Raw genomic sequence first — 20,522 nt, forward strand, 5'->3', positions numbered from 1 at the left:
ATGCGGCTGACCCTGTTCCAGGCGGACGCGGAGTCCGGTGCGCCGCACCGCAACCTCGACCGTCTGGAGCGGGCGGCGGCGGCGGCGGCACAGAACGGCTCCACCCTGCTGGTCGGTCCGGAAATGGGCCTGACCGGCTACGACATCGGCGCGGAGGTGGTGTGCGCCCTGGCCGAGCCGGCGGACGGGCCGATGGCCGCGCGGGTCGCCGACATCGCCCGGCGCCACGGCATCGCCATTCTCTACGGCTATCCGGAGCGCGGGGCGGACGGCGCCGTTTGCAACGCCGCGCAACTGATCGGGTCGGACGGTCGCTCCCTGCTGAACCAGCGCAAGGCGCATCTCTATGGCGATCTCGACCGCGGCTCCTTCGCGCCGGGCGGTGACGCCTTCCCGACCGCGGAGGTTGGCGGGATGCGGGTGGGCGTGGCGATCTGCTACGACGTGGAGTTTCCGGAGCTGGTGCGCCGCCACGCGCTGGCCGGGGTGGACCTGCTGCTGGTGCCGACCGCGCTGATGACACCCTACGAGATCGTCGCCACCACCATCGTCCCCGCCCGCGCTTTCGAGAACGGCATCTTCGTCGCTTACGCCAACCGCTGCGGGCAGGAGGGAACACTCATTTATTGCGGGCTCAGCAGCGTGGCGGCGCCGGACGGGTCGGTGCTGGCGCGGGCCGGCGACGGCGAGGCGTTGCTGACCGTCGATCTGGACCCCGCCCTGCGCCGGGTCGGCACGCATCTGGCGGACCGCCGCCCGGACCTGTACGGTGCGGTCTCCAGCGCGCCTGGGAAGGGCGGTTCGTAGAGGAAGAACAGGACACATGCCGGTCACCATCGACGACATTCACGCCGCCGCCGAACGGCTGGCCGGACGCATCAGCCGCACGCCCTTCCTGCGCTCGGAAACCCTGTCGCAGATCACCGGCGCCGAGGTCTGGGTCAAGCTGGAGAATCTCCAGTTCACCGCCTCCTTCAAGGAGCGCGGGGCGGCCAACCGGTTGCTCCACCTGACGCCGGAGGAGCGGCAGGCCGGGGTGATCGCCATGTCGGCCGGCAACCATGCCCAGGCCGTGGCCTACCACGCGAAGCGGCTGGGCATTGCGGCGACCATCGTCATGCCGCGCTTCACTCCCTTCGTGAAGGTCAAGCGCACGCGCTACCACGGCGCCACCGTCATCCTGGAAGGCGAATCCCTGGCCGAGGCCGCGGCCTTCGCGCACGACCTCGCCAAGCGGGAGGGGCTGGTCTTCGTCCATCCCTACGACGACGACGCGGTGATCGCCGGCCAAGGCACCGTCGTGCTGGAGATGCTGGCGGAGGTGCCGGACCTCGACGCGCTGGCCATCCCGGTGGGCGGCGGCGGGCTGGCCGCCGGGGCCGCAGTCGCCGCCCGCGCGCTGCGGCCCGGCCTGGAGGTCGTCGGAGTGGAAGTGGAGACCTACCCCGCCGCGGCGCAGCGCCTCGCCGGGCAGCCGGTCAAGGTCGGCGGCCCGACCGTGGCCGAGGGCATCGCCGTGCGCGACGTCGGCGACCGGCCCATGAACATCCTGAAGCAGAACGGCTGCGACGTGGTGCTGGTGCCCGAGGCGGTGATCGAGCGCGCCATCGCCATGCTGATCGAGGTGGAAAAGACCGTCGCGGAGGGCGCCGGGGCCGCCGGTCTGGCCGCCCTGCTCTTCCACCCCGAGCGCTTCCGCGGCAAGCGGGTCGGCCTGATCGTGTCGGGCGGCAACATCGACACGCGCACACTCGCCAACGTGCTGATGCGCGGCTTCGCCCGCGACGGGCGCCTGATCAACCTGGACATCGACGTGGCCGACCAGCCCGGCGCGCTGGCCCAGGTGGCCCGCATCGTGGCGGAGTGCGGCGGCAACATCATCGACGTCCAGCACCAGCGCCTGTTCGGCGCCTTTTCCGTCAAGTCCGCCGAGGTCGCCCTGCTGATCGAGGTGGAGGACGAGGGCCACGGTGACCGCATCACCGAAGCCCTGCGCGGCGCCGGGCTGCCCGTCCGCAAGGCGGTGGTGGCGGAAGCCGCCCAGCCGCTGTCCAGCGCGCGGCCGTGAGCCGAGCCCCTTCGCTTGCGGTGGAATAGCCCTCTCCCCTCCGGGGAGAGGGTGGCCCGAAGGGCCGGTGAGGGGGTTGCGCTTTTGCCGAGCGTACCGACACGCACAAGTTGCGCTTTTGCCGAGCGTACCGACACGCACAACCCCCTCACCCTAACCCTCTCCCCAGAGGAGAGAGGGGATATGGATCTGCCCAATCGTTGCGCATCCCTCCCTGGCACCGCCATCTTTCGCAGCACATTCCGGCGGGCTGAACCAAAATCCTCTGCCCCGCCGGTTGTGGCATGAGCCATGCACTTCGCGCCTGTTCATTCGCGGAGGTCATGGATCATGTCGTCGCTGGAATCACCAATCCGACCCCACCCGGTTGACGAGAGGCTTCCGCTGCTGCGCCTGCTGGCGCTGGGCATGCAGCACGTGATGGTGATGTACGCGGGCGCCATCGCCGTGCCGCTCATCATCGGCGGCGCGTTGAAGCTGCCCAAGGACCAGATCGCGCTGCTCATCAACGCCGACCTGTTCGCCTGCGGCATCGTCACGCTGATCCAGACGCTGGGCTTCTGGAAATTCGGCATCCGCCTGCCGGTGATGATGGGCGTCACCTTCGCCGCGGTCGGGCCGATGGTCGCCATGGCTGGGAACCCGTCGCTGGGGCTTCTCGGCATCTATGGCGCGGTGATCGGGGCCGGCGTCTTCGCCACGCTGGCCGCCCCGCTGGTCGGCCGCCTGCTGCCGCTGTTCCCGCCGGTGGTGACGGGGACCGTGATCGCCATCATCGGCATCTCGCTGATGCGGGTCGGCATCACCTGGGCCGGCGGCGGGGCCGGGAATCCGAATTTCGGCGATCCGCTCTATCTCGGCGTCGCCCTGTTCGTGCTGGCGGTGATCCTGCTGATCACCAAGTACGCCAAGGGCTTCTGGGCCAACATCTCGGTCCTGCTTGGCATCGTCGCGGGCTTCGCCCTGACTATGGTTCTGGGGCTGGTCAGCTTCGACGGGGTGGGACAGGCCAAGTGGGTGGACGTGATCTACCCGTTCCAGTTCGGCATGCCGGTGTTCGAGTTCTGGTCGATCCTGACCATGTCGCTGGTGATGATCGTCGTGATGATCGAATCCACCGGCATGTTCCTGGCAGTGGGCGAGATGGTCGGCCGCCCGGTAACGCCAGAGCAGCTGACCCGCGGCTTGCGCACGGACGGGCTGGGCACGCTGATCGGCGGCGTCTTCAACACCTTCCCTTACACCTCCTTCTCGCAGAATGTCGGACTGGTCGGGATCACCGGGGTGCGCAGCCGCTGGGTCTGCGTGGCGGGCGGCGTCATCCTGATCGCCTTCGGCCTGTTCCCGAAGCTCGCCCACGTCGTCGCCTCCGTCCCCACCTATGTGCTGGGCGGGGCCGGACTGGTGATGTTCGGCATGGTCGCGGCGACGGGAATCAAAATCCTGGCGAAGGTCGATTACACGACCAACCGCGGCAACATCTACGTCGTCGCCATCAGCATGAGCCTGGGCATGGTGCCGCTGGTCGCCGACAAGATCTTCCAGAAGATGCCGCCCTTCCTGTCGCCGCTGCTGCACAGCGGGATCCTGCTGGGCACCATCGCGGCGGTCCTGCTGAACCTGTTCTTCAACGGGCTGGGCAAGGCGACCAGCGAGGAGTTCGTCGCCGCCGCCAAGACCGCGGAGGCGTAAGGGGACGAACCGTCTAGCCCTCTCCCCCTGGGGAGAGGGTGCCCGCGAAGCGGGCGGTGAGGAGGTTGTGCATTTGCCGGACGTACAGCAATGCGCAATCCCCTCACCCTAACCTTCTCCCCGGAGGGGAAAGGGGATTTCACCGCCGATTCAGCCCCTTAAGCGGCCGGTTCGCTGCCGTAGACGGACTTGGTCTCCAGGAACTCCTCGAACCCGACCTCGCCCCACTCGCGGCCGATGCCGGACTGCTTGTAGCCGCCGAAGGGAGCGGCAAGGTCGATGGAGGCGCCGTTCAGATGCACCATGCCGGTGCGCAGACGCTTCGCCACCGCCCGCGCCTCGTCCACCGTGCCGGCATAGACGTAGCCGGACAGACCATAGAGCGAGTCGTTGGCGCTGCGGATCGCCTCCTCGATGTCCTCGTAGGGACGGATGGTCAGGACCGGGCCAAAGATCTCCTCGCGCATGATTGTCATGGTGTCGGTGGCGCGGCTGAAGACGGTGGGCTTTGCGTAGAAGCCGCGCTCCAGCCCCTCCGGACGGCCCGGACCGCCGCACAGCAGGGATGCCCCCTCCTCAATGCCGGCCTGGATCAGGCGTTGCACCCGCTCGTACTGGCGCTGGTTGGCGATCGGGCCGACGCCGGTGCGGTCGCCGCGCGGGTCACCGACCACCAGACGGGCGCAGACCTGGGCGGCGATCTTCTCCGCCTCGTCCAGGCGGGAGGCCGGGACATACATGCGCGACGGCGCGTTGCAGCTCTGCCCGGTGTTGGACATCATCGACCGCACGCCGTGGGTCACCGCCTTGGTCAGGTCGGCGCTCTCGCAGATGATGTTGGCGGACTTGCCGCCCAGCTCCAGCGACACGCGCTTGATGCTGTCGGCGGCGTTGTGGGACACCGACGCCCCGGCGCGGGTGGAGCCGGTCAGCGACACCATGTCGACCAGCGGGTGCGAGGCCAGGACCGGGCCGACCACCGCGCCGTCGCCGTAGAACATGTTGAAGACGCCCGCCGGAACCCCGGCCTCGTGCAGGATCTCCGCGAAGATCCAAGCCGAATAAGGGGCGAACTCGCTGGGCTTCAGCACCATCGTGCAGCCGGTGGCCAGCGCCGGGGCGACCTTGCAGGCGATCTGATTGATCGGCCAGTTCCACGGCGTGATCATGGCGCAGACGCCGACCGGCTCGCGCAGGATGCGGGTGGTGCCGCGGGTCCGCTCGAACGGGTACTCGCGGGCGGCCTCCAAGGCCGTCTTGAAATGGGCCAGCCCCATGAAGGCCTGCGCCGGCTTGGACAGCGCCGCCAGGGGCGCGCCCATCTCCTCGGTGATGGCGTCGGCCACCTCGTCCATGCGCTTCTCGAAGAGCGCGCAGACGGCGGCCAGAAGCTCCAGCCGCTCGTTCAGGGAGGTGCGGGAAAAGCCGTCGAAGGCGGCGTGGGCCGCGGCCACCGCGCGCTGCGCGTCCTCCGGCCCGCCGAGCGCAACGGTGCCCGACACCTGCTCCGTCGCCGGGTTCAACACCTCCATCACGGTGGCGCCCGCCGCGGGTTCGGTCCAGGCGCCGCCGATGTAGAAGGATTGGCAGGTCTTCATCTCTAATCCCCTCGCTCTCTGCGTTGGCGTTTTCGGGTGAACCGATCCTGCCCCGTCCGGCGCCGTTTGCCAAAGCTTTCCATCGGGGAAAAACCGGATAGGTCAGAAGACCAGACCCTGTTGACAGATCAATGGTTTCAAGCTCTGATCGTTGAACACATACGTGCCGCCGCCCCGCTTGCGGCGAGCCGAACGACAAGAATCGGGCCGCAACAACCGTGGTCCAAAGGGCTGGGAGCCTGCTTCACGGGTACAAATCAAACGTACAATCAGGGGGACGAGGGATGGCCTTACGTGATCGGCATCGGCGTCTTGCGGATGCGCTGCGTTCCGGAACCTTGAAACAAGTCCTGCCGGCGGCGGCCTGCCTGGCCCTGCTGGCCGCGGCCCCGACGCCGTCTCAGGCCGCCACCCTGACGGTGGGCACCTCGGCGGAGCCGAGCGCGCTCGACCCGCACTACCACAACCTCGGCCCCAACACGCGCGCCCGCAAGCATGTGTTCGAATCGCTGGTCAGCATGGACGCCAAGATGCGGCTCCAGCCCGAACTGGCGGAAAGCTGGCGCGCCATCGACGAGACGACCTGGGAATTCAAGCTGCGCAAGGGCGTGAAGTTCCACGACGGCACCGAGTTCACGGCGCAGGACTTCGTCTACACGGTCTGCCGCATCCCGAACGTCGCTAACAGCCCCTCCTCCTTCACCGTCTACACCAAGGGCATCGCGGGGATCGAGGCGCCGGATCCGCACACCCTGATCATCAAGACCGGCAAGCCCTACCCGCTTCTGCCGGTGGAACTGTCGACCTTCGGCATCATCTCCGCCAAGGCGGCGGGCGGCGAGGCCGTCACCTTCGACAAGGCGGGCTGCAAAGCCGATTCCTGGCCGACCACGCAGGCCTTCAACGACGGCTCGCTGATGATCGGCACCGGGCCGTTCAAGCACAAGTCCTACACCAAGGGCGACCGGCAGGTGCTGGAGCGCAACCCCGACTACTGGGGTCCACAGGCCGCCTGGGACACGGTGGTCTTCCGCCCGATCACCAGCGACGGGCCGCGCGTCGCCGCCCTGCTCGCCGGTGACGTGGACATGATCGAATCGCCCCCGGTGCAGGACATCGAGCGGCTGAAGTCCGCCCCCAACGTCTCCCTGGCCCAGGCCCAGTCGAACCGCGTGATCTATCTGGCGCTGGGCGTGCAGGACACCCCGCCGACCATCACCGGCACCGACGGCAAGAATCCGCTGAAGGACCCGAAGGTGCGCAAGGCGCTGTCGCTGGCGGTGGACCGCGACGCCATCGTGAAGCGCATCATGATGGGCGTGGCGGAGCCGGCGAACCAGTACCTCCCCGCCGGCTTCTATGGCAACAACCCGGAGGTCACCGTCGCCACCGACGCCAACAAGGCCAAGCAGCTCCTCGCCGAGGCCGGCTACCCGAAGGGCTTCCAGCTCACCCTCGGCACGCCGAACGACCGCTACATCAACGACGACAAGGTGGCCCAGGCGGTCGCCCAGATGTTCACCCGCATCGGCGTGCAGACCCAGGTCGACGCGACCACCGCCAACGTCTTCTTCTCCAAGCGCAACAAGCAGGAATACAGCGTCTTCCTGGCCGGCTGGGGCGCCGATTCGGGCGAGATGTCGTCGCCGCTGAAGGCGCTGATCGCCACGCCGATCAAGGAGAAGGGCTACGGCACGACCAACTACACCAGCTACTCCGACCCGGAGCTGGACGGCATGCTGGACACGGCGCTGGCGACCGTGGACGACGCCAAACGGGAGAAGCTGCTCCAGGCCGCGGTGAAGCGGGCGGTGGACGCCGACATCATCATCCCCCTGCATTACGAGGTGACGGTCTGGGCGATGAAGAAGGGGCTGAGCTACGAACCGCGCGCAGACCAGTACACGCTGGCGCAGAAGGTGACCCCCGCGAAGTAGCGAAGGGGGAGCGGTCCTCCATTTCCCCTCTCCCCTCCGCTCTCGCGCAAACTTCGTTTGCGCTGACGCGACAGGCGGACCTTCGGTCCGCCGAAAGCGGGGAGAGGGTTAGGGTAAGGGGGTTCCGCTTCTGCCGAACGCTCCGCAACGCGCATCCCCCTCACCGGCCCTCCGGGCCACCCTCTCCCCAGAGGGGAGAGGGTTAGGGGTTAAAATCCATGCTTGTCTTCATCCTCCGACGGCTGGCGCAGAGCGCGGTCGTCGTGGTGGCGATGTCGGTGCTGGTCTTCGCCGGCATCTTCGCCATCGGCAACCCCATCGACGTGCTCATCAGCCCCGAGGCCGACGCGTTCGAACGCGCCGCCGCCATCGCCCGGCTGGGGCTCGACAAGCCCATGCACGAGCAGTTCCTGCGCTTCGTGGACAGCGCGCTCGGCGGCGACCTTGGCACCAGCTTCGTGCATGGGGTGCCGGCGCTCGGCCTCGTGCTGCAACGCTTCCCGGCGACGCTGGAGCTGGCGCTCTGCGCCATGCTGGTGGCGGTGGTTCTCGGCATCCCACTGGGGCTGTGGGCCGGGCTGAAGCCCGACAGCATGGCCGGGCGGGTCATCATGACCGGCTCCATCCTCGGCTTCTCGCTGCCCACCTTCTGGGTGGGCATGATGCTCATCATGGCCTTCGCGGTGACTCTGGGCTGGCTGCCGGCGGGCGGACGCGGCGAGACGGCGAGCCTCCTCGGCGTGCAGTGGAGCTTTTTGACCGCCGACGGGCTGGCCCATCTGATCCTCCCCGCCGTCAATCTGGCCCTGTTCAAGCTGTCGCTGGTCATTCGTCTGGCCCGCGCCGGCACGCGGGAGGTCGCCTTGCAGGACTATGTGAAGTTCGCCCGCGCCAAGGGGCTGGCGCCCGCGCGGGTGGTCGGGGTGCACATCCTGAAGAACATCATGATCCCGGTGGTCACCGTCCTGGGGCTGGAACTTGGCAGCGTCATCGCCTTCTCGGTGGTCACGGAATCGGTCTTCGCCTGGCCGGGCATGGGCAAGCTGCTGATCGACAGCATCCTCCAGCTCGACCGGCCGGTGGTGATTGCCTACCTGCTGGTGACGGTGCTGCTGTTCGTCGTCATCAACCTGATCGTCGATCTGGTCTATTCGCTGCTCGACCCGCGAATCCGGCTGGGCGGAGGGCGGGCATGAGCAGCGTCGTTGCCAAGGCCCCGCCGGTCGAGACGCCCTTCCTGCGGCTGGCGCGGGACTTCGCGCGGTCGCGCACGGCGCTGGCCGGGCTGGCGGCGCTGGTGCTGATCGTGCTGGCCGCCCTGCTCGCCCGCTGGGTGGTGCCGCAGGACCCCTACGACCTCGCCCAACTCGACATCCTCGACGGTATGATGGCGCCGGGGTCGCTGGGCGGCAGCGGCTGGACCTACTGGCTGGGCACCGACGACCAGGGGCGCGACATGCTGTCGGCCATCGTCTTCGGGTTGCGCACCAGCCTGCTGGTCGGGGTGGTCGCCACGCTGATCGCGCTCGCTGTCGGGGTGGCGGTCGGGCTGCTCGCCGCCTATGCGGGGGACCGGGTGGACGGGCTGGTGATGCGGCTGGTCGACATCCAGCTCTCCTTCCCGGCCATCCTGATCGCGCTGATCCTGCTGGCCCTGCTGGGCAAGGGGGTCGACAAGGTGATCGTCGCGCTGGCCGCCGTGCAGTGGGCCTACTACGCCCGGACCATCCGCGGTTCCGCCCTGGTGGAACGGCGCAAGGAATACATCGAGGCCGCGCAATGTCTTGCCCTGCCCCACCGGCGGATCATGATGCGCCACCTACTGCCCAACTGCCTGCCGCCGCTTATCGTCGTGGCGACGGTGCAGGTCGCCCACGCCATCGCGCTGGAGGCGACGCTGAGCTTCCTCGGCGTCGGCGTGCCGGTGACCCAGCCGTCGCTGGGGATGCTGATCGCGTCGGGCTACCAGTACATGCTGTCGGGCGATTACTGGGTCAGCCTGTTCCCCGGCCTCGCCCTGCTGATCACCATCGTGGCGATCAATCTGGTGGGGGACCGGCTGCGCGATGTCCTCAACCCGCGGCTCAACCATTGAGAGGGGGCACGCGATGACCGAACCCCTGCTGCGCGTGGACGGGCTGAAGACCCATTTCCTCACCCGCGCCGGCACCGTGAAGGCGGTGGACGGGGTCGACCTGCGGCTCGACCGCGGCGAGATCCTCGGGCTGGTCGGGGAGTCCGGCTCCGGCAAGTCGGTGACCGGGCAATCCATCCTCGGCCTCGTCGATCCGCCGGGGCGGGTGGTCGGTGGCCGGGTCCTGTTCCAGGGCGAGGATCTGGTGGGCGCCGGGGAGAAGCGGCTGCGCGCCATCCGCGGGCGGCGCATCGCCATGATCTTCCAGGACCCGATGATGACGCTGAACCCGGTGCTGAGCATCGGCACGCAGATGGTCGAGGCCGTGCAGGCTCATGACAAGGTCGGCCGGGCGGAGGCGTGGGAGCGCTCGCGCCGGGCGCTGGCCCGCGTCGGCATCGCCTCGCCCGACGAGCGGCTGGCCGCCTACCCACACCAGTTCTCCGGCGGGATGCGCCAGCGCGTTGCCATCGCCATCGCCCTTCTCCATTCCCCGGACCTGATCATCGCCGACGAGCCGACCACCGCGCTCGACGTGACCATCCAGGCGCAGATCCTGTTCGAGGTGCAAAAGCTCTGCCGCGAAACGGGGACGGCGCTGATCTGGGTGACCCACGACCTCGCCGTCGTCTCGGCGCTGGCCGACCGGGTGGCGGTGATGTACGCGGGCCGGGTGGTGGAGACCGGGACGGTGGCGGAGATCATCGGCACCCCGCGCCACCCCTACACCCGCGGCCTGCTGGAATCGGTGCCCAGCCGCAACCGGCGCGGCGTGCCGCTGCGCTCGATCCCCGGCATGACGCCCTCCGTCCTCGACCTGCCGGAGGGCTGCGCCTTCCGCCCGCGCTGCGACCGGTCCACCGGAGCCTGCACCGTGATGCCGGAGTTGATGGGGGAGCGGGAGGACCGCGCCTGGCGCTGCTGGAACCCCGTCGCGGCCGAAGCGCGGGGAGACGCCGCATGACCACTCCCCCGATCATCGAGCTGAATGGGCTGACCAAGCGCTTCTCGCGCAAGCTGGACGTGGTGGAGCGCTTCGCCCGCCGGCTGGGGGCGGCCATCGACGACCGGGCGGTGCAGGCGGTCAGCGGCGTGGACCTGTCCATCGCCGAGGGCGAGGTGGTCGGGCTGGTCGGCGAATCCGGCTGCGGCAAGAGCACGCTGGGTCGCATGGTCGCCGGCATCCTGCCGCCCAGCGCCGGCAACCTGCGCTGGCGCGGCCGCGACCTGCGGGAGCTGTCCCCGGCCGACCGCCATCACGCCAACCTGAAGATCCAGATGGTCTTCCAGGACCCCATGGCATCGCTCAACCCGCGCCTGCGCGTGGCCGACATCGTCGGCGAGGCGCCGGTGGTCCATGGGCTGGTGCCGCGGAGGGAGGCGGAGGACTATGTGGCCGCGACCTTGCGGCAGGTCGGGCTGGACCCCGCCTATCTGCGGCGCTACCCGCACCAGTTCTCCGGCGGGCAGCGGCAGCGCATCGGCATCGCCCGCGCACTGGCGGTGAAGCCGGACGTGCTGGTCTGCGACGAGTCCGTCGCGGCGCTCGACGTGTCGATCCAGGCGCAGATCATCAACCTGTTCATGCGCCTGCGCGAAGAGCTGTCGCTGACCTATCTCTTCATCAGCCACGACCTGGGCGTCGTGGAACACATTTCCGACCGCACCGCGATCATGTATCTTGGACGGATCGTGGAGTTGGCCCCGACACCGGAGCTGTTCGACAAACCCAATCATCCCTATGCCAAGGCGCTGTTGGACGAGGCGCCGCGCGTGTCCGTGGAGAAGCGGCGGTTCGCGCCGATCCGCGGAGAGATTCCATCGCCCCTCGACCCGCCGTCGGGCTGCGCCTTTCATCCGCGCTGCCCACACGCGATGCCACGCTGTTCGGCGGAACGCCCGGCCCTGCGCGAGATCGCGCCCCGGCGCTGGTCCGCCTGCCACCTGAACGAAACCACAGGTCCATGATGCCCTCATCCGATCCCGCCGGCCCATCCGCGTGCAGCCCGCGCACGCTGGAGCTGCTGCGCGACCTGATCGCCTTCGACACGACCAGCCGCAACTCCAACCTCGACCTGATCCACTACATCCGCGACCATCTGGCGGCGCTGGGCGTGTCCAGCACGCTGGTGTTCAACGAGGAGCGGACCAAGGCCAACCTCTACGCCACCATCGGACCGATGGACCGCGGCGGCGTCTGCCTGTCCGGCCACACCGACGTGGTGCCGGTGGACGACCAGGACTGGTCCAGTGATCCCTTCACCCTGACGGAGCGCGACGGCAAGTTGTTCGGGCGCGGCACGGCGGACATGAAGGGCTTCATCGCGGCGGCGCTGGCCATGGCGCCGGACTTCCTGGCCGCCAACCTGACGACGCCGATCCATTACGCCTTCTCCTACGACGAGGAGCTGGGCTGCCTCGGCGTGCCCGGCCTGCTCACCCAGCTTGCCGGGATGGCAGTCAAGCCGCGCCTGTGCATCGTCGGCGAGCCGACGCGGATGCGGGTGATCGTCGGCCACAAGGGCAAGGTGGCGCTGCGTTGCCGCGTCCACGGCCACGCCTGCCACTCCTCGCTCGCCCCGCAGGGGGTGAACGCCGTGGAATACGCGGCGGAACTGGTGTCCTTCCTGCGCGGCATGGGCCGCCGCTTCGCCGAGCAGGGGCCGTTCGATTACGATTACGACGTGCCCTTCACCACGGTGCACACCGGGGTGATGGAGGGCGGCACGGCCCGCAACATTGTCCCCTCCGACGCCTCCTTCGAGTTCGAGATCCGGCATCTCGCCGACCATCCAGTGGCGCCGATGCTGAAGGAGCTGCGGGACTTCGCCAAGACGCTGGAGCCGGAGATGCGCGCCGTCCGTCCGGATGCCGGCTTCTCCTGGGAAACCCTGTCGGACAGCCCGGCGCTCGACACCCCGCCGGAGTCGGAGGAGGTGACGCTGGTCAAGAACCTCGCCGAGCAGAACGGCCATGGCAAGGTGGCTTTCGGCACGGAGGGCGCGCTGTTCACCAGCATCGCCAACATCCCCGCCGTGGTCTGTGGCCCCGGCGACATCGAGCAGGCCCACAAGCCCGACGAGTATGTGGAGCTGAGCGAACTCGCCCGCGCCGAGCGCTTCCTGCACCGGCTGAGGGACGCCGCGAAGAAGGGGCTGTGACAAATAGGGCTTTAACGCGGAAGGGCCGGAGCGTTGCCGCTCCGGCCCCTTTTAAAACTGTCCGTAGACCGTTGCGCTTCGCCGGTCAGTGGACCTCCACGCTGACGATGGCCGGCAGGGTGCGCAGGAAGTTCACACCCGTGTCGGTCGCCTCGACGACGAGGTGACCGCAGCGGTCGTGCCCGCGCAGGCGGGCCTCCGCGCCCATGCCGGCGGTGCGCAGCACCTCCGACAGGTCGGACACCGCGGTGCGGACCCAGGCCCGATGCTCGGCCAAGCTCTTGTACGCCGTTGCTTCCGAGTGATTCAGGGTAACGGTAAAGGTGTGCAGCTCGATGGTCATAAGAGCTCCGGAATGAACCGATTGTTCTGGGACAAGCTCAGTGTTTGACGCTGTTCGAGCATCCGCTCCGCCCCAACCGGACGGTGTGTGAAAACAAGCTGGAAAGGGACGTGCGGACACTTGCCGGTTGGCGGATTGAATCCGGGGATCAGCCGATCGGCGAAAAGGGTCCCTTTCGATTTGGGGAGCAAACAAACCGCAGTGTAATCGAAATCGGCGGCCGATGCTTGTGATATCGTGGGAACGCTGCTCTGCGCCAAGAGCGTTCACGAGACGCAAAAGGGGTAGCCGTGGGCATGCCCCCACGGTGCTCCACGGCTACCTCAGACCACCCTCAATCCAGGAAGATGTCCGGCGCCAGCGGAGCGCCCGGCTTGACCGCGTAGGGCTCCAGGTCGGTGACGCCCTCCTCCGCCAGCACCTCGTCGTCGATGAAGAAGTGTCCGGTGCAGGTCCTGGCGTCGCGGGTCAGGATGGCGTGGGCGGCGTCGGCCAGGATCTCCGGCTTGCGGCAATTGTCGAACTCGGCGGCGCCCTTCAGCATGGCGATGGCCGCCGTGCCGATGATCGTGCGCGGCCACAGGGAATTCACCCCGACCTTGCCGCGGAACTCGGCGCTCATGCCAAGCGTGCACAGGCTCATCGCGTATTTGGCGATGGTGTAGGCGGTGTGGTGCTGGAACCAGCGCGGGTTCAGGTTCAGCGGCGGCGACAGGGTCAGGATGTGCGGGTTCTCGGCCTTCAGCAGATGCGGCAGGCAGGCCTGGGAGCAGGCGAAGGTCCCCCGCCCGTTGACCCCCATCATCAGGTCCCAACGCTTCAGCGGCGTGTCCAGCGTGCCGGTCAGGCTGATCGCGCTGGCGTTGTTGACCAGGATGTCGATGCCGCCAAACGCCTCCACCGTGCGGGCCACCGCCTCAGCGACCTGGGCGTCGTCGCGGATGTCGCAGAGGATCGGCAGCCCCTTGCCACCGGCGGCCTCGACCTCCTCCGCGGCGGAGAAGATGGTGCCGGGCAGTTTGGGGTGTGGCTCCGACGTCTTGGCGGCGATGACGACGTTGGCGCCGTCGCGGGCGGCGCGCAGCGCGATCGCCTTGCCGATGCCCCGGCTGGCGCCGGTGATGAACAGGGTCTTGCCCTTCAGCGTGCGCGCGTCCGTCATGTTGCTTCCCTCCCCATGGTTCTTCCGCCGCAGCCGGCCGGTTATCGGCGATGCTAGCACACATTCCCCAGGACTCGTCCAGACGCATGCGTCATTTAATTGACCTATGCGTCAATGCTGCCATCCCGTCTAGACTGCGCTCGCCCCTCTCGTTCGGGAGTCTCAGCCGGTGCGCCGTCTTGCCCTCGCCCTCGCGCTGATCCTCGCCACGGCGCCCGCCTTCGCGCAGGTGGTGGCGCAGCATCTGTTCTTCGAGGCCGTGCCGGCGGGCGCCCCGTCCGGCGCGTCCTACGAGGCGCGGCAACGCCTGACCGAGCGCGCCCGGACCGAGCTGCTGCCGGCCATCCTCGACGCCGCCGGCCTGGATGGAGCGGCCGCGGTCGCCGACCTGCGGATGGGCGGTTACCGGCTCCACACCAACCCGTCGCTCCACCTGACCCTGCGGCTGGAGGACGGTCCCGCCGACCGTCTGGCCGGGGCCATCGCCTGGAGCCTCGAACAGGACAGCGTCCTGGTGGCCGATTTCGACAGCGCCGACGGCGCCACCGGCTACGCCCTGGTCCGCTTTCCCGCGGGCAGCCTGACGCCGGACCGCGCCCAGCGCTTCTTCCTCGCCGCCGCGGCGGAGCATGAGGGGCTGGGTGGTGGCTACACCGCCTTCGGCGATACGCTGCTGTTCCTGAATCTGCGCAGCGCCGACGGAACGCCCTACAACGGCCTCCCAGACGAGGCCTTCGCGGAGTTTTTGCGCCGCGCATCCGACGCCTTCCCCGGTGCGGTCCTGGCCGCGACCGGGCGCGCCGACGCGCGGCTCGTCCTCCAGCCGCCCCAGCCCGACAGCCCTGCCCTCGCCCCGCTGCGGGCGCGGCACGCGGCGCTGGTGTCCGAAATCCTGACCACCGAGCCCGCCCGATGACGACCCATCTCTCCCGCCGTTCCGTCCTGGCGCTCGGTGCCGGCGGCCTCGCCACGCTGGCCGCTCCGGCGCGGGCGCAGGACTTCGCGCCGGGGCTGCTCTACGCGGTCGGCCAGAAATTCGACAAGAGTTTCAACGAGGGCGCCTTCACCGGCGCGGAACGGTTCAAGGAGGCCACCGGGGTCGCCTACCGCGACTATCTGCCGGCCAGCACGGCGCAGTTCGAGCAGGCGGTGGCCGCCCTGCTGCGCCGCGGCGTGACCGACCTCGCGCTGATCGGCTTCTACTACGCCGCCCCGCTCGCCAGCCTCGCGCCGAAACACCCCGCCGTCCGATTCACCCTCGTCGACGCGGTGGTGGAGGCGCCGAACGTCCAGTCCGTGACCTTCAAGGAGCAGGAGGGGTCCTTCCTCGTCGGCATGCTGGCGGCCATGGCCTCGCGGACGGGAACCGTCGGCTTCATCGGGGCGCTGGACATCCCGCTGATCCGCAAGTTCATCGCCGGCTTCCAACAGGGCGCCCGCCACGCCCGCCCGGACATCGGCCTGCTGGTCAATTTCGTCGGCACCACCCCCGCCGCCTTCAACGACCCGACCACCGGGGCGGAGGTGGCGAAGGCCCAGTTCCAGCGCGGCGCCGACGTGGTGTTCGCAGGGGCCGGCGTCTCCAACTTCGGCATCTTCGCCGCCGCCAAGGACGGCGGGCGCCTTGCCATCGGGGTGGACAGCAACCAGAACCACCTCTACCCCGGCACCATCCTGACCTCGATGCTGAAGCGGGTGGATCTGGCGGTGGAGCGCGCCTTCGGGGAGGGCCGCAGCGGCGCCTGGACCCCCGGCCCGCGCGCCCTGGGGCTGGCCGAGCGCGGCGTCGATTACGCGCTGGACGACAACAACCGCGCGCTGGTCACCCCCACCATGAAGGACCGGCTGGAGGAGGCGCGCGCCGCCATCATCCAGGGCCGCATCCGGGTGGCGGACGCCGTTTAGGCGCCCATTCAGGCGTATTGCGGTTCCACCCCGACGGCGAAGCTCAGGTCGGCGCCGCGCAGAGTCTCCGTGGTGGCGCGGACGCGCGTCAGGTCGGTGCCGTGCAGGATCGCGCGGGCGAGGCTGGTGTCGCGCAGATCGGCGCCGGTCAGGCTGGCCTCGGCGAGGTTGGTCGGCCACAGGCGGCGGCCGTCCCCGGCGAGGTCCACCGGGCGCAGCCGCGCCCGCCACAGCTTGGCCCCCGCCAGATTGGCACCGCGCAGGTTGCAGCCGGACAGGTCGGCGCTGGTGAAGTCTGCCTCGCGCAGGTCGCAATAGGACAGATCCGCCATGACCAGTTTCGCCCCGGAGAAATCCGCCCCGCGCAGCCCGCAGAAGCGCATCACGCTGCCGGCCAGGAGCTGGTTGGCGAAGTTGTAGCCGCGCAGATCGACGCGCTGCATCTCCAGCCGCTGCCCGGCGGCGGCGTTGCGCTCGACCCAGAGCTGGTGGGCGGAAATGCTGTCGGCCATCCGCCCGGCAAGGCTGACCAGACCGGTGCCGTCGACGTCGATGCCGCGCCGCTCCAGCGTCTGGCGCAACTCGTCGTCCAGCCGGGCGCCGCACAGCAGGGCGCCCTGCATCTCCACCCGCTCCATCACCGCGCCGATCAGATTGGCGCCGATCAGGATGGTTCCGGTCATGTCGCTGCCGGAAAAGGTCGCGCCGCAGAGATCGCAACCGGAAAAGTCGCACTGCGCCAGACGCGCGTCGGACAGGATGGCGCGGGCCATCTTGGACCCGATGAAGGTGGTGCTGCCGTCGGCGTTGCCCGCCGGCTTGCGCTCGTCCGCGCCCAGCATCATGCCCTTGCGCAGGTCGGCGCCGCGCAGGTTGGCCTCCTCCATCAAGGCGCCCTCCACCCGCGCGCCGCGCAGGTCGGCACCCTCCAGCGACGCGCCGGTGAGATCGGCCTTGGACAAGTCGGCGCCGAACAGGTCGGTGCGCGCCAGAACGGCCCCGGACAGCCGGGCGCTGTTCAGGTTCGCACCGCTGAGCTTGGCGCCGCTGAGGTTGATGCGGCGCAGCCCCAGGCCCGACAGGTTGTGGAAGCTGAGGTCGGCGCAGCGCCCCTTCATGCTGGGGTCGCGCGTCAGCCATTGCTGATGCTTGACCAGCGCGTTGCGGATCGCCCTCAGATATCGCTCTTCCACGTGCGACGCCTCCGCGCCGTCCAGCCGTTTCCGCCGGCACCGCACGCCGGTTGAACGATCGGGACCCTTGCCACGCTGGGATGTTACCAGAGCCGCCTGGAAAAAGCGAAAGCCTTGATTTGCCTTGCCTCAGCGCAACGTGTCGGACAGCAGCGCGCCGCGCGAGGCCATCATGTACAGCCCCATGTGGTGCGCCGGCTCCTGCGGGTGGGCCGCCGTCTCAGGCAGGCCGAGGTCCCGCGCCGTCTCCGCCGGCAGGTCGTAGGTGGCGCAGCCCGGCTCGTAGACCACCACGTCCTTCAGCGTCGGCATCATGCCGTGGTTGCGCGCGGACAGCAGGGTCAGGACGAAGTCCATCACGCACACGTCGGTGCAGATGCCGACGGTGACGACCGACACCAGCCGGTTGCCGTTGACCCAGTCCACCAGCCGGTTGCGCCCGGCCTTGCCATCCGCGCCCAGTTCGGTCGCACCGATGAAGAAATTGATGCAATCCTTGGCGATCAGGGTCGCCGACGGCTCCGACTCGAGCCAAGCCAGTTCGGACACCAGCTCGTCATGGCCGGTGCCGATCAGGCAGTGCGGGGGATAGGGCGGTTCCGGCTTGTCCGGGGCGTGGCGATCCAGCGAGACGCAGATCGGCCAGCCGGCCCCGGCGAAGCGGCGGGCCAGACGGTCCGTCTCGGCGATCATGCGGTCGACCTGGGCGTTCGGCGCCGCCGGGGCGAGCGGACCGCAACCGACGGCGGCGAACCCCTTCACCTCGTCGATGATCACCAGCCCGGTGCCCCCGGCCGGCATCGCGTAATCGCCGAGCGCCACCGGAAAGGTGCGGCGGATGGTGTCCAGCGCCTCGTCGCTGCGAGTCATCAGGTCCAGCATGGGTCCTCCCTTCGAACGGTGGAAATGTCAGTCCTGTGACCAGGGGTGCGCAACATTTCAGGACTGTGTCCAAGCACTGCGACATTGTGGCCGAACGCTTGCCCATGGGTCCGAAAAGATCAATGGAATTCAGCCCGATCGACCGTTTGTTGCAACCGCGCGACATATTCCTGTCTGCATGCGGCGGGCCGTGCGACGGAATACCGCGGTGCCAAGTCGTGGTTCCCGGTCCTCAATGAAGGAGACGCGAAGCTTCCGCCGCAACCATAAGGTACACCAATGGTTCCATCGGCCGAGTTCCTGGGCATGCTTCTGCTGGTCACCAGCGCCGCGGCGCTCGGCCTGTCCATCGTCATCGACGTCGGGCAGATCACGTCGGAGAAGGCGCGCCAGACCATGATGATGCGCCAGCACGACCGGAAGAAGACGGCACTGGGCGAATGGACCCGCAAGCTGGAGCAGCGGCAGGAGGAAATGACCGCCTTCCAGGCCCGCTATACCGAATGCAACGGGCGACGGCAGAAGGCACTGTCGGAGATCAGGGCCCTGGAGCTGACCAAGGTGGAGTTCGTCCATGAACTGGGCGACGGCGAGGAGGCGAGCGCCTTCTGGGTCCGGCTGAGCGTGCAGGACGAGTTCCCCGCCATCGAACGGCGCGACGTGATCTTCGCCCGCCAGATCTGGAGCTATCCGAACGTCGCCCATGTCTGGACCTATTCCGTCGATCAGGCGGCGGCGATGGCGCGCCTCGCCTTCACCGTGAAGAACGGCGTCCTGCCGACCATGGTCGTCCCGCTCGCCCAGGCGCCCGACCCCGACGCGGAAGGAGCGGCGGCATGACCGGGATGATGCTCTATCTCAGCCTTGGGCTGATGGTGCTGACGGTGCTGTCCAACCGCTACTGGCGGCGGCAGCTGGAAGGTCTGCGGCAGGGCCAGTTGCGCATCCGCGAGAAGATGGAGGAGGTTGGGAAGGACGTGGAGGACATCGCCACCGCCTATTCCCAGGTTACTCAGAAGCACGCCGAGGCCGAGAAGCGCGCCCAGAAGGCGGAGCAGGACATGCAGGCCGCCTTGAACGAACTGGAGGCGAGGCAGACCGCGCCGGTCGTGCGCTATCACGTGTTCGACCGCTCCGAACCCCGTCCGGGCCGGTTCTGGGAAGCCGCGGTGCGTCATGTGCCGAGCGACGCCACCGTGATGACCGGCCAGCGCGGCTGGCTGGGCATCCGCCGCTGTCTCCTGACCGCCGAAACGGAACGGGAGGTGCGCGAGCGCGTCAGCGCCCGCTACCCGCGCAAGGCCGGATTCCAGGTGTTGGAGGTGGTGCCCTGCCGGGTTGCCGGCCTGTCGGTGAACCGCATCCCCGAACTCAGCACCTTCCGCCGCTCCGCCCCGCCGGAGGAAGCCGCACGGCCTCCCCGCCGGGCCGCCGGCGGCCGTTGACGAGCATACAGCCAGCGAAAGCAGCCTGGCCCGCGGGGAAAGGACGGCGCCCCTCCCCGCGGGCCGTCCGCCTCAGCAGTACTTGCGCAGCATGTCGCGGACCTTGTCCGCCATGTCCGGACGGCGCAGCGCGTGGGCCAGCGTGGCTTCGATGAAGCCGACCTTGTCGCCGCAGTCGTAGCGGGTGCCTTCGAAGCGCAGGCCGTGGAAGGGCTGCGTGCCGATCAGTTTGGCCATGGCGTCGGTCAGCTGGATCTCGTTGCCGGCGCCGCGCTGCTGCTTCTCCAGATGATCGAACACCTCCGGCTGCAGGATGTAGCGGCCGATGATCGACAGGGTGGAGGGCGCCTCTTCCGGCTTCGGCTTCTCGACGAGGCCGCGCACGGTGGCCAGACGGCCGTCGTCCTTCTCCACATCCAGGATGCCGTAGCTGCTGGTCCGCTCGCGCGGGACGTCCACGACGGCGACGACGTTGCCGCCCACCTCGTTGTAGGCGTCGACCATCTGCTTCAGGCAGGGGGTGTCGCCCTGGACGAAGTCGTCGGGCAGGACGATGGCGAAGGGGTCGTTGCCGATCACAGCCCGCGCGCACCACACCGCGTGACCAAGGCCCAGCGGAACCTGCTGGCGCGTGTAGAAGCAGCGGCCCGGCGCGATCTCGCTGTCGCGCACCACCTCGAGGGCGTCCTGCTTGCCGCGCTCCTCAAGGGTGCGGTTCAGTTCCGTGTCGGTGTCGAAATGGTCTTCGATGGCGCGCTTGCTGCGGCCGGTGACGAACACGAAATCCTCGATGCCGGCGGCCCGCGCCTCTTCCACGGCATGCTGAAGCAGAGGCCGGTCGACCAAAGGCAGCATTTCCTTTGGAATCGCCTTGGTCGCCGGCAGAAAGCGCGTACCGAGACCGGCGACGGGGAACACCACCTTGCGCACAGGCTTTCGCATTGGGGTTCTCTTGTGGTTGCTTGAGGAAATACTTCGAATATGGAGACGATTCGCAGGTTT

At 68.7% G+C, this 20,522-nt stretch carries 19 protein-coding genes; 13 read left to right on the top strand and 6 right to left on the bottom strand.

Going from position 1 to position 20,522, the window contains the following annotated elements; translation table 11 throughout:
• The 3 genes from ABAZ39_RS30695 to ABAZ39_RS30705 all read left to right on the top strand — a co-directional run bounded on the left by ABAZ39_RS30695 (position 1) and on the right by ABAZ39_RS30705 (position 3,760).
• Positions 1-807 carry a carbon-nitrogen hydrolase family protein gene (locus ABAZ39_RS30695; protein ID WP_040138109.1) on the top strand — a complete coding sequence of 269 codons (807 nt, stop codon included), beginning with the start codon at positions 1-3 and terminating at the stop codon, positions 805-807.
• Positions 808-823: 16 nt separating this feature from the next.
• The gene (locus ABAZ39_RS30700) at positions 824-2,068 is read left to right on the top strand and encodes a threonine ammonia-lyase (RefSeq protein WP_040138110.1); all 1,245 of its coding nucleotides are present in this window, start codon (positions 824-826) and stop codon (positions 2,066-2,068) included.
• Positions 2,069-2,398: 330 nt separating this feature from the next.
• Positions 2,399-3,760, top strand: coding sequence for a nucleobase:cation symporter-2 family protein (locus ABAZ39_RS30705; protein WP_040138112.1), 1,362 nt, complete (start codon positions 2,399-2,401; stop codon positions 3,758-3,760).
• 158 nt (positions 3,761-3,918) lie between these two features.
• Here the strand turns inward: ABAZ39_RS30705 and ABAZ39_RS30710 are convergent, their stop codons facing one another.
• The gene (locus ABAZ39_RS30710; RefSeq protein WP_040138113.1) at positions 3,919-5,358 is read right to left on the bottom strand and encodes an aldehyde dehydrogenase family protein; all 1,440 of its coding nucleotides are present in this window, start codon (positions 5,356-5,358) and stop codon (positions 3,919-3,921) included.
• A 338-nt stretch (positions 5,359-5,696) separates the two neighbouring features.
• Between ABAZ39_RS30710 and ABAZ39_RS30715 the strand changes: the two genes are divergently transcribed.
• From ABAZ39_RS30715 to argE, 6 genes are all read left to right on the top strand, one after another.
• The gene (locus tag ABAZ39_RS30715) at positions 5,697-7,295 is read left to right on the top strand and encodes an ABC transporter substrate-binding protein (RefSeq protein WP_040138116.1); all 1,599 of its coding nucleotides are present in this window, start codon (positions 5,697-5,699) and stop codon (positions 7,293-7,295) included.
• Between the two features lie 218 nt (positions 7,296-7,513).
• Entirely contained in the window at positions 7,514-8,491 is a 978-nt protein-coding gene (locus tag ABAZ39_RS30720; protein WP_040138118.1) for an ABC transporter permease, read from the top strand.
• Complete coding sequence (locus ABAZ39_RS30725; protein ID WP_040138120.1) at positions 8,488-9,390, top strand: ABC transporter permease; 903 nt, start codon at positions 8,488-8,490, stop codon at positions 9,388-9,390. The genes ABAZ39_RS30720 and ABAZ39_RS30725 overlap by 4 nt, the downstream gene beginning before the upstream one ends.
• A 13-nt stretch (positions 9,391-9,403) precedes the next feature.
• Positions 9,404-10,393 carry an ABC transporter ATP-binding protein gene (locus ABAZ39_RS30730; protein ID WP_040138121.1) on the top strand — a complete coding sequence of 330 codons (990 nt, stop codon included), beginning with the start codon at positions 9,404-9,406 and terminating at the stop codon, positions 10,391-10,393.
• Positions 10,390-11,397, top strand: a complete 1,008-nt coding sequence (locus ABAZ39_RS30735) for an ABC transporter ATP-binding protein (RefSeq protein WP_040138123.1) — start codon at positions 10,390-10,392, stop codon at positions 11,395-11,397. The genes ABAZ39_RS30730 and ABAZ39_RS30735 overlap by 4 nt, the downstream gene beginning before the upstream one ends.
• Complete coding sequence (gene argE / locus ABAZ39_RS30740) at positions 11,394-12,590, top strand: acetylornithine deacetylase (protein ID WP_040138127.1); 1,197 nt, start codon at positions 11,394-11,396, stop codon at positions 12,588-12,590. Before ABAZ39_RS30735 ends, argE begins: the two co-directional genes overlap by 4 nt.
• A gap of 85 nt (positions 12,591-12,675) precedes the next feature.
• Here the strand turns inward: argE and ABAZ39_RS30745 are convergent, their stop codons facing one another.
• Both ABAZ39_RS30745 and ABAZ39_RS30750 read right to left on the bottom strand, forming a co-directional pair.
• Positions 12,676-12,933 (bottom strand): hypothetical protein, encoded by a 258-nt coding sequence (locus tag ABAZ39_RS30745; protein WP_040138129.1) that lies wholly within the window; start codon positions 12,931-12,933, stop codon positions 12,676-12,678.
• Between the two features lie 334 nt (positions 12,934-13,267).
• Complete coding sequence (locus ABAZ39_RS30750; RefSeq protein ID WP_040138131.1) at positions 13,268-14,095, bottom strand: SDR family oxidoreductase; 828 nt, start codon at positions 14,093-14,095, stop codon at positions 13,268-13,270.
• A gap of 169 nt (positions 14,096-14,264) precedes the next feature.
• On the opposite strand from ABAZ39_RS30750, the gene ABAZ39_RS30755 reads away from it, so the two are divergent.
• Both ABAZ39_RS30755 and ABAZ39_RS30760 read left to right on the top strand, forming a co-directional pair.
• Positions 14,265-15,011, top strand: coding sequence for a hypothetical protein (locus ABAZ39_RS30755; RefSeq protein WP_051658767.1), 747 nt, complete (start codon positions 14,265-14,267; stop codon positions 15,009-15,011).
• Complete coding sequence (locus ABAZ39_RS30760; protein WP_040138132.1) at positions 15,008-16,000, top strand: BMP family lipoprotein; 993 nt, start codon at positions 15,008-15,010, stop codon at positions 15,998-16,000. The genes ABAZ39_RS30755 and ABAZ39_RS30760 overlap by 4 nt, the downstream gene beginning before the upstream one ends.
• An 8-nt stretch (positions 16,001-16,008) precedes the next feature.
• Here the strand turns inward: ABAZ39_RS30760 and ABAZ39_RS30765 are convergent, their stop codons facing one another.
• Positions 16,009-17,193 carry a pentapeptide repeat-containing protein gene (locus ABAZ39_RS30765; protein WP_040138134.1) on the bottom strand — a complete coding sequence of 395 codons (1,185 nt, stop codon included), beginning with the start codon at positions 17,191-17,193 and terminating at the stop codon, positions 16,009-16,011.
• A gap of 129 nt (positions 17,194-17,322) precedes the next feature.
• Positions 17,323-18,075 carry an isochorismatase family protein gene (locus ABAZ39_RS30770; protein ID WP_040138135.1) on the bottom strand — a complete coding sequence of 251 codons (753 nt, stop codon included), beginning with the start codon at positions 18,073-18,075 and terminating at the stop codon, positions 17,323-17,325.
• 279 nt (positions 18,076-18,354) lie between these two features.
• Here ABAZ39_RS30770 and ABAZ39_RS30775 point away from each other — a divergent pair, with 279 nt between their 5' ends.
• Together ABAZ39_RS30775 and ABAZ39_RS30780 are read left to right on the top strand one after the other, a co-directional pair.
• Complete coding sequence (locus ABAZ39_RS30775) at positions 18,355-18,915, top strand: hypothetical protein (RefSeq protein WP_040138139.1); 561 nt, start codon at positions 18,355-18,357, stop codon at positions 18,913-18,915.
• Positions 18,912-19,520 carry a hypothetical protein gene (locus tag ABAZ39_RS30780; RefSeq protein ID WP_040138140.1) on the top strand — a complete coding sequence of 203 codons (609 nt, stop codon included), beginning with the start codon at positions 18,912-18,914 and terminating at the stop codon, positions 19,518-19,520. Before ABAZ39_RS30775 ends, ABAZ39_RS30780 begins: the two co-directional genes overlap by 4 nt.
• 72 nt (positions 19,521-19,592) lie before the next feature.
• On the opposite strand, the gene galU is transcribed toward ABAZ39_RS30780, so the two are convergent.
• The gene (gene galU, locus ABAZ39_RS30785) at positions 19,593-20,462 is read right to left on the bottom strand and encodes a UTP--glucose-1-phosphate uridylyltransferase GalU (RefSeq protein WP_040138141.1); all 870 of its coding nucleotides are present in this window, start codon (positions 20,460-20,462) and stop codon (positions 19,593-19,595) included.
• Between the last annotated feature and the right edge of the window lie 60 nt (positions 20,463-20,522).

The sequence above is a fragment of the Azospirillum argentinense genome, assembly GCF_000632475.1.
GTDB lineage: Bacteria > Pseudomonadota > Alphaproteobacteria > Azospirillales > Azospirillaceae > Azospirillum > Azospirillum baldaniorum.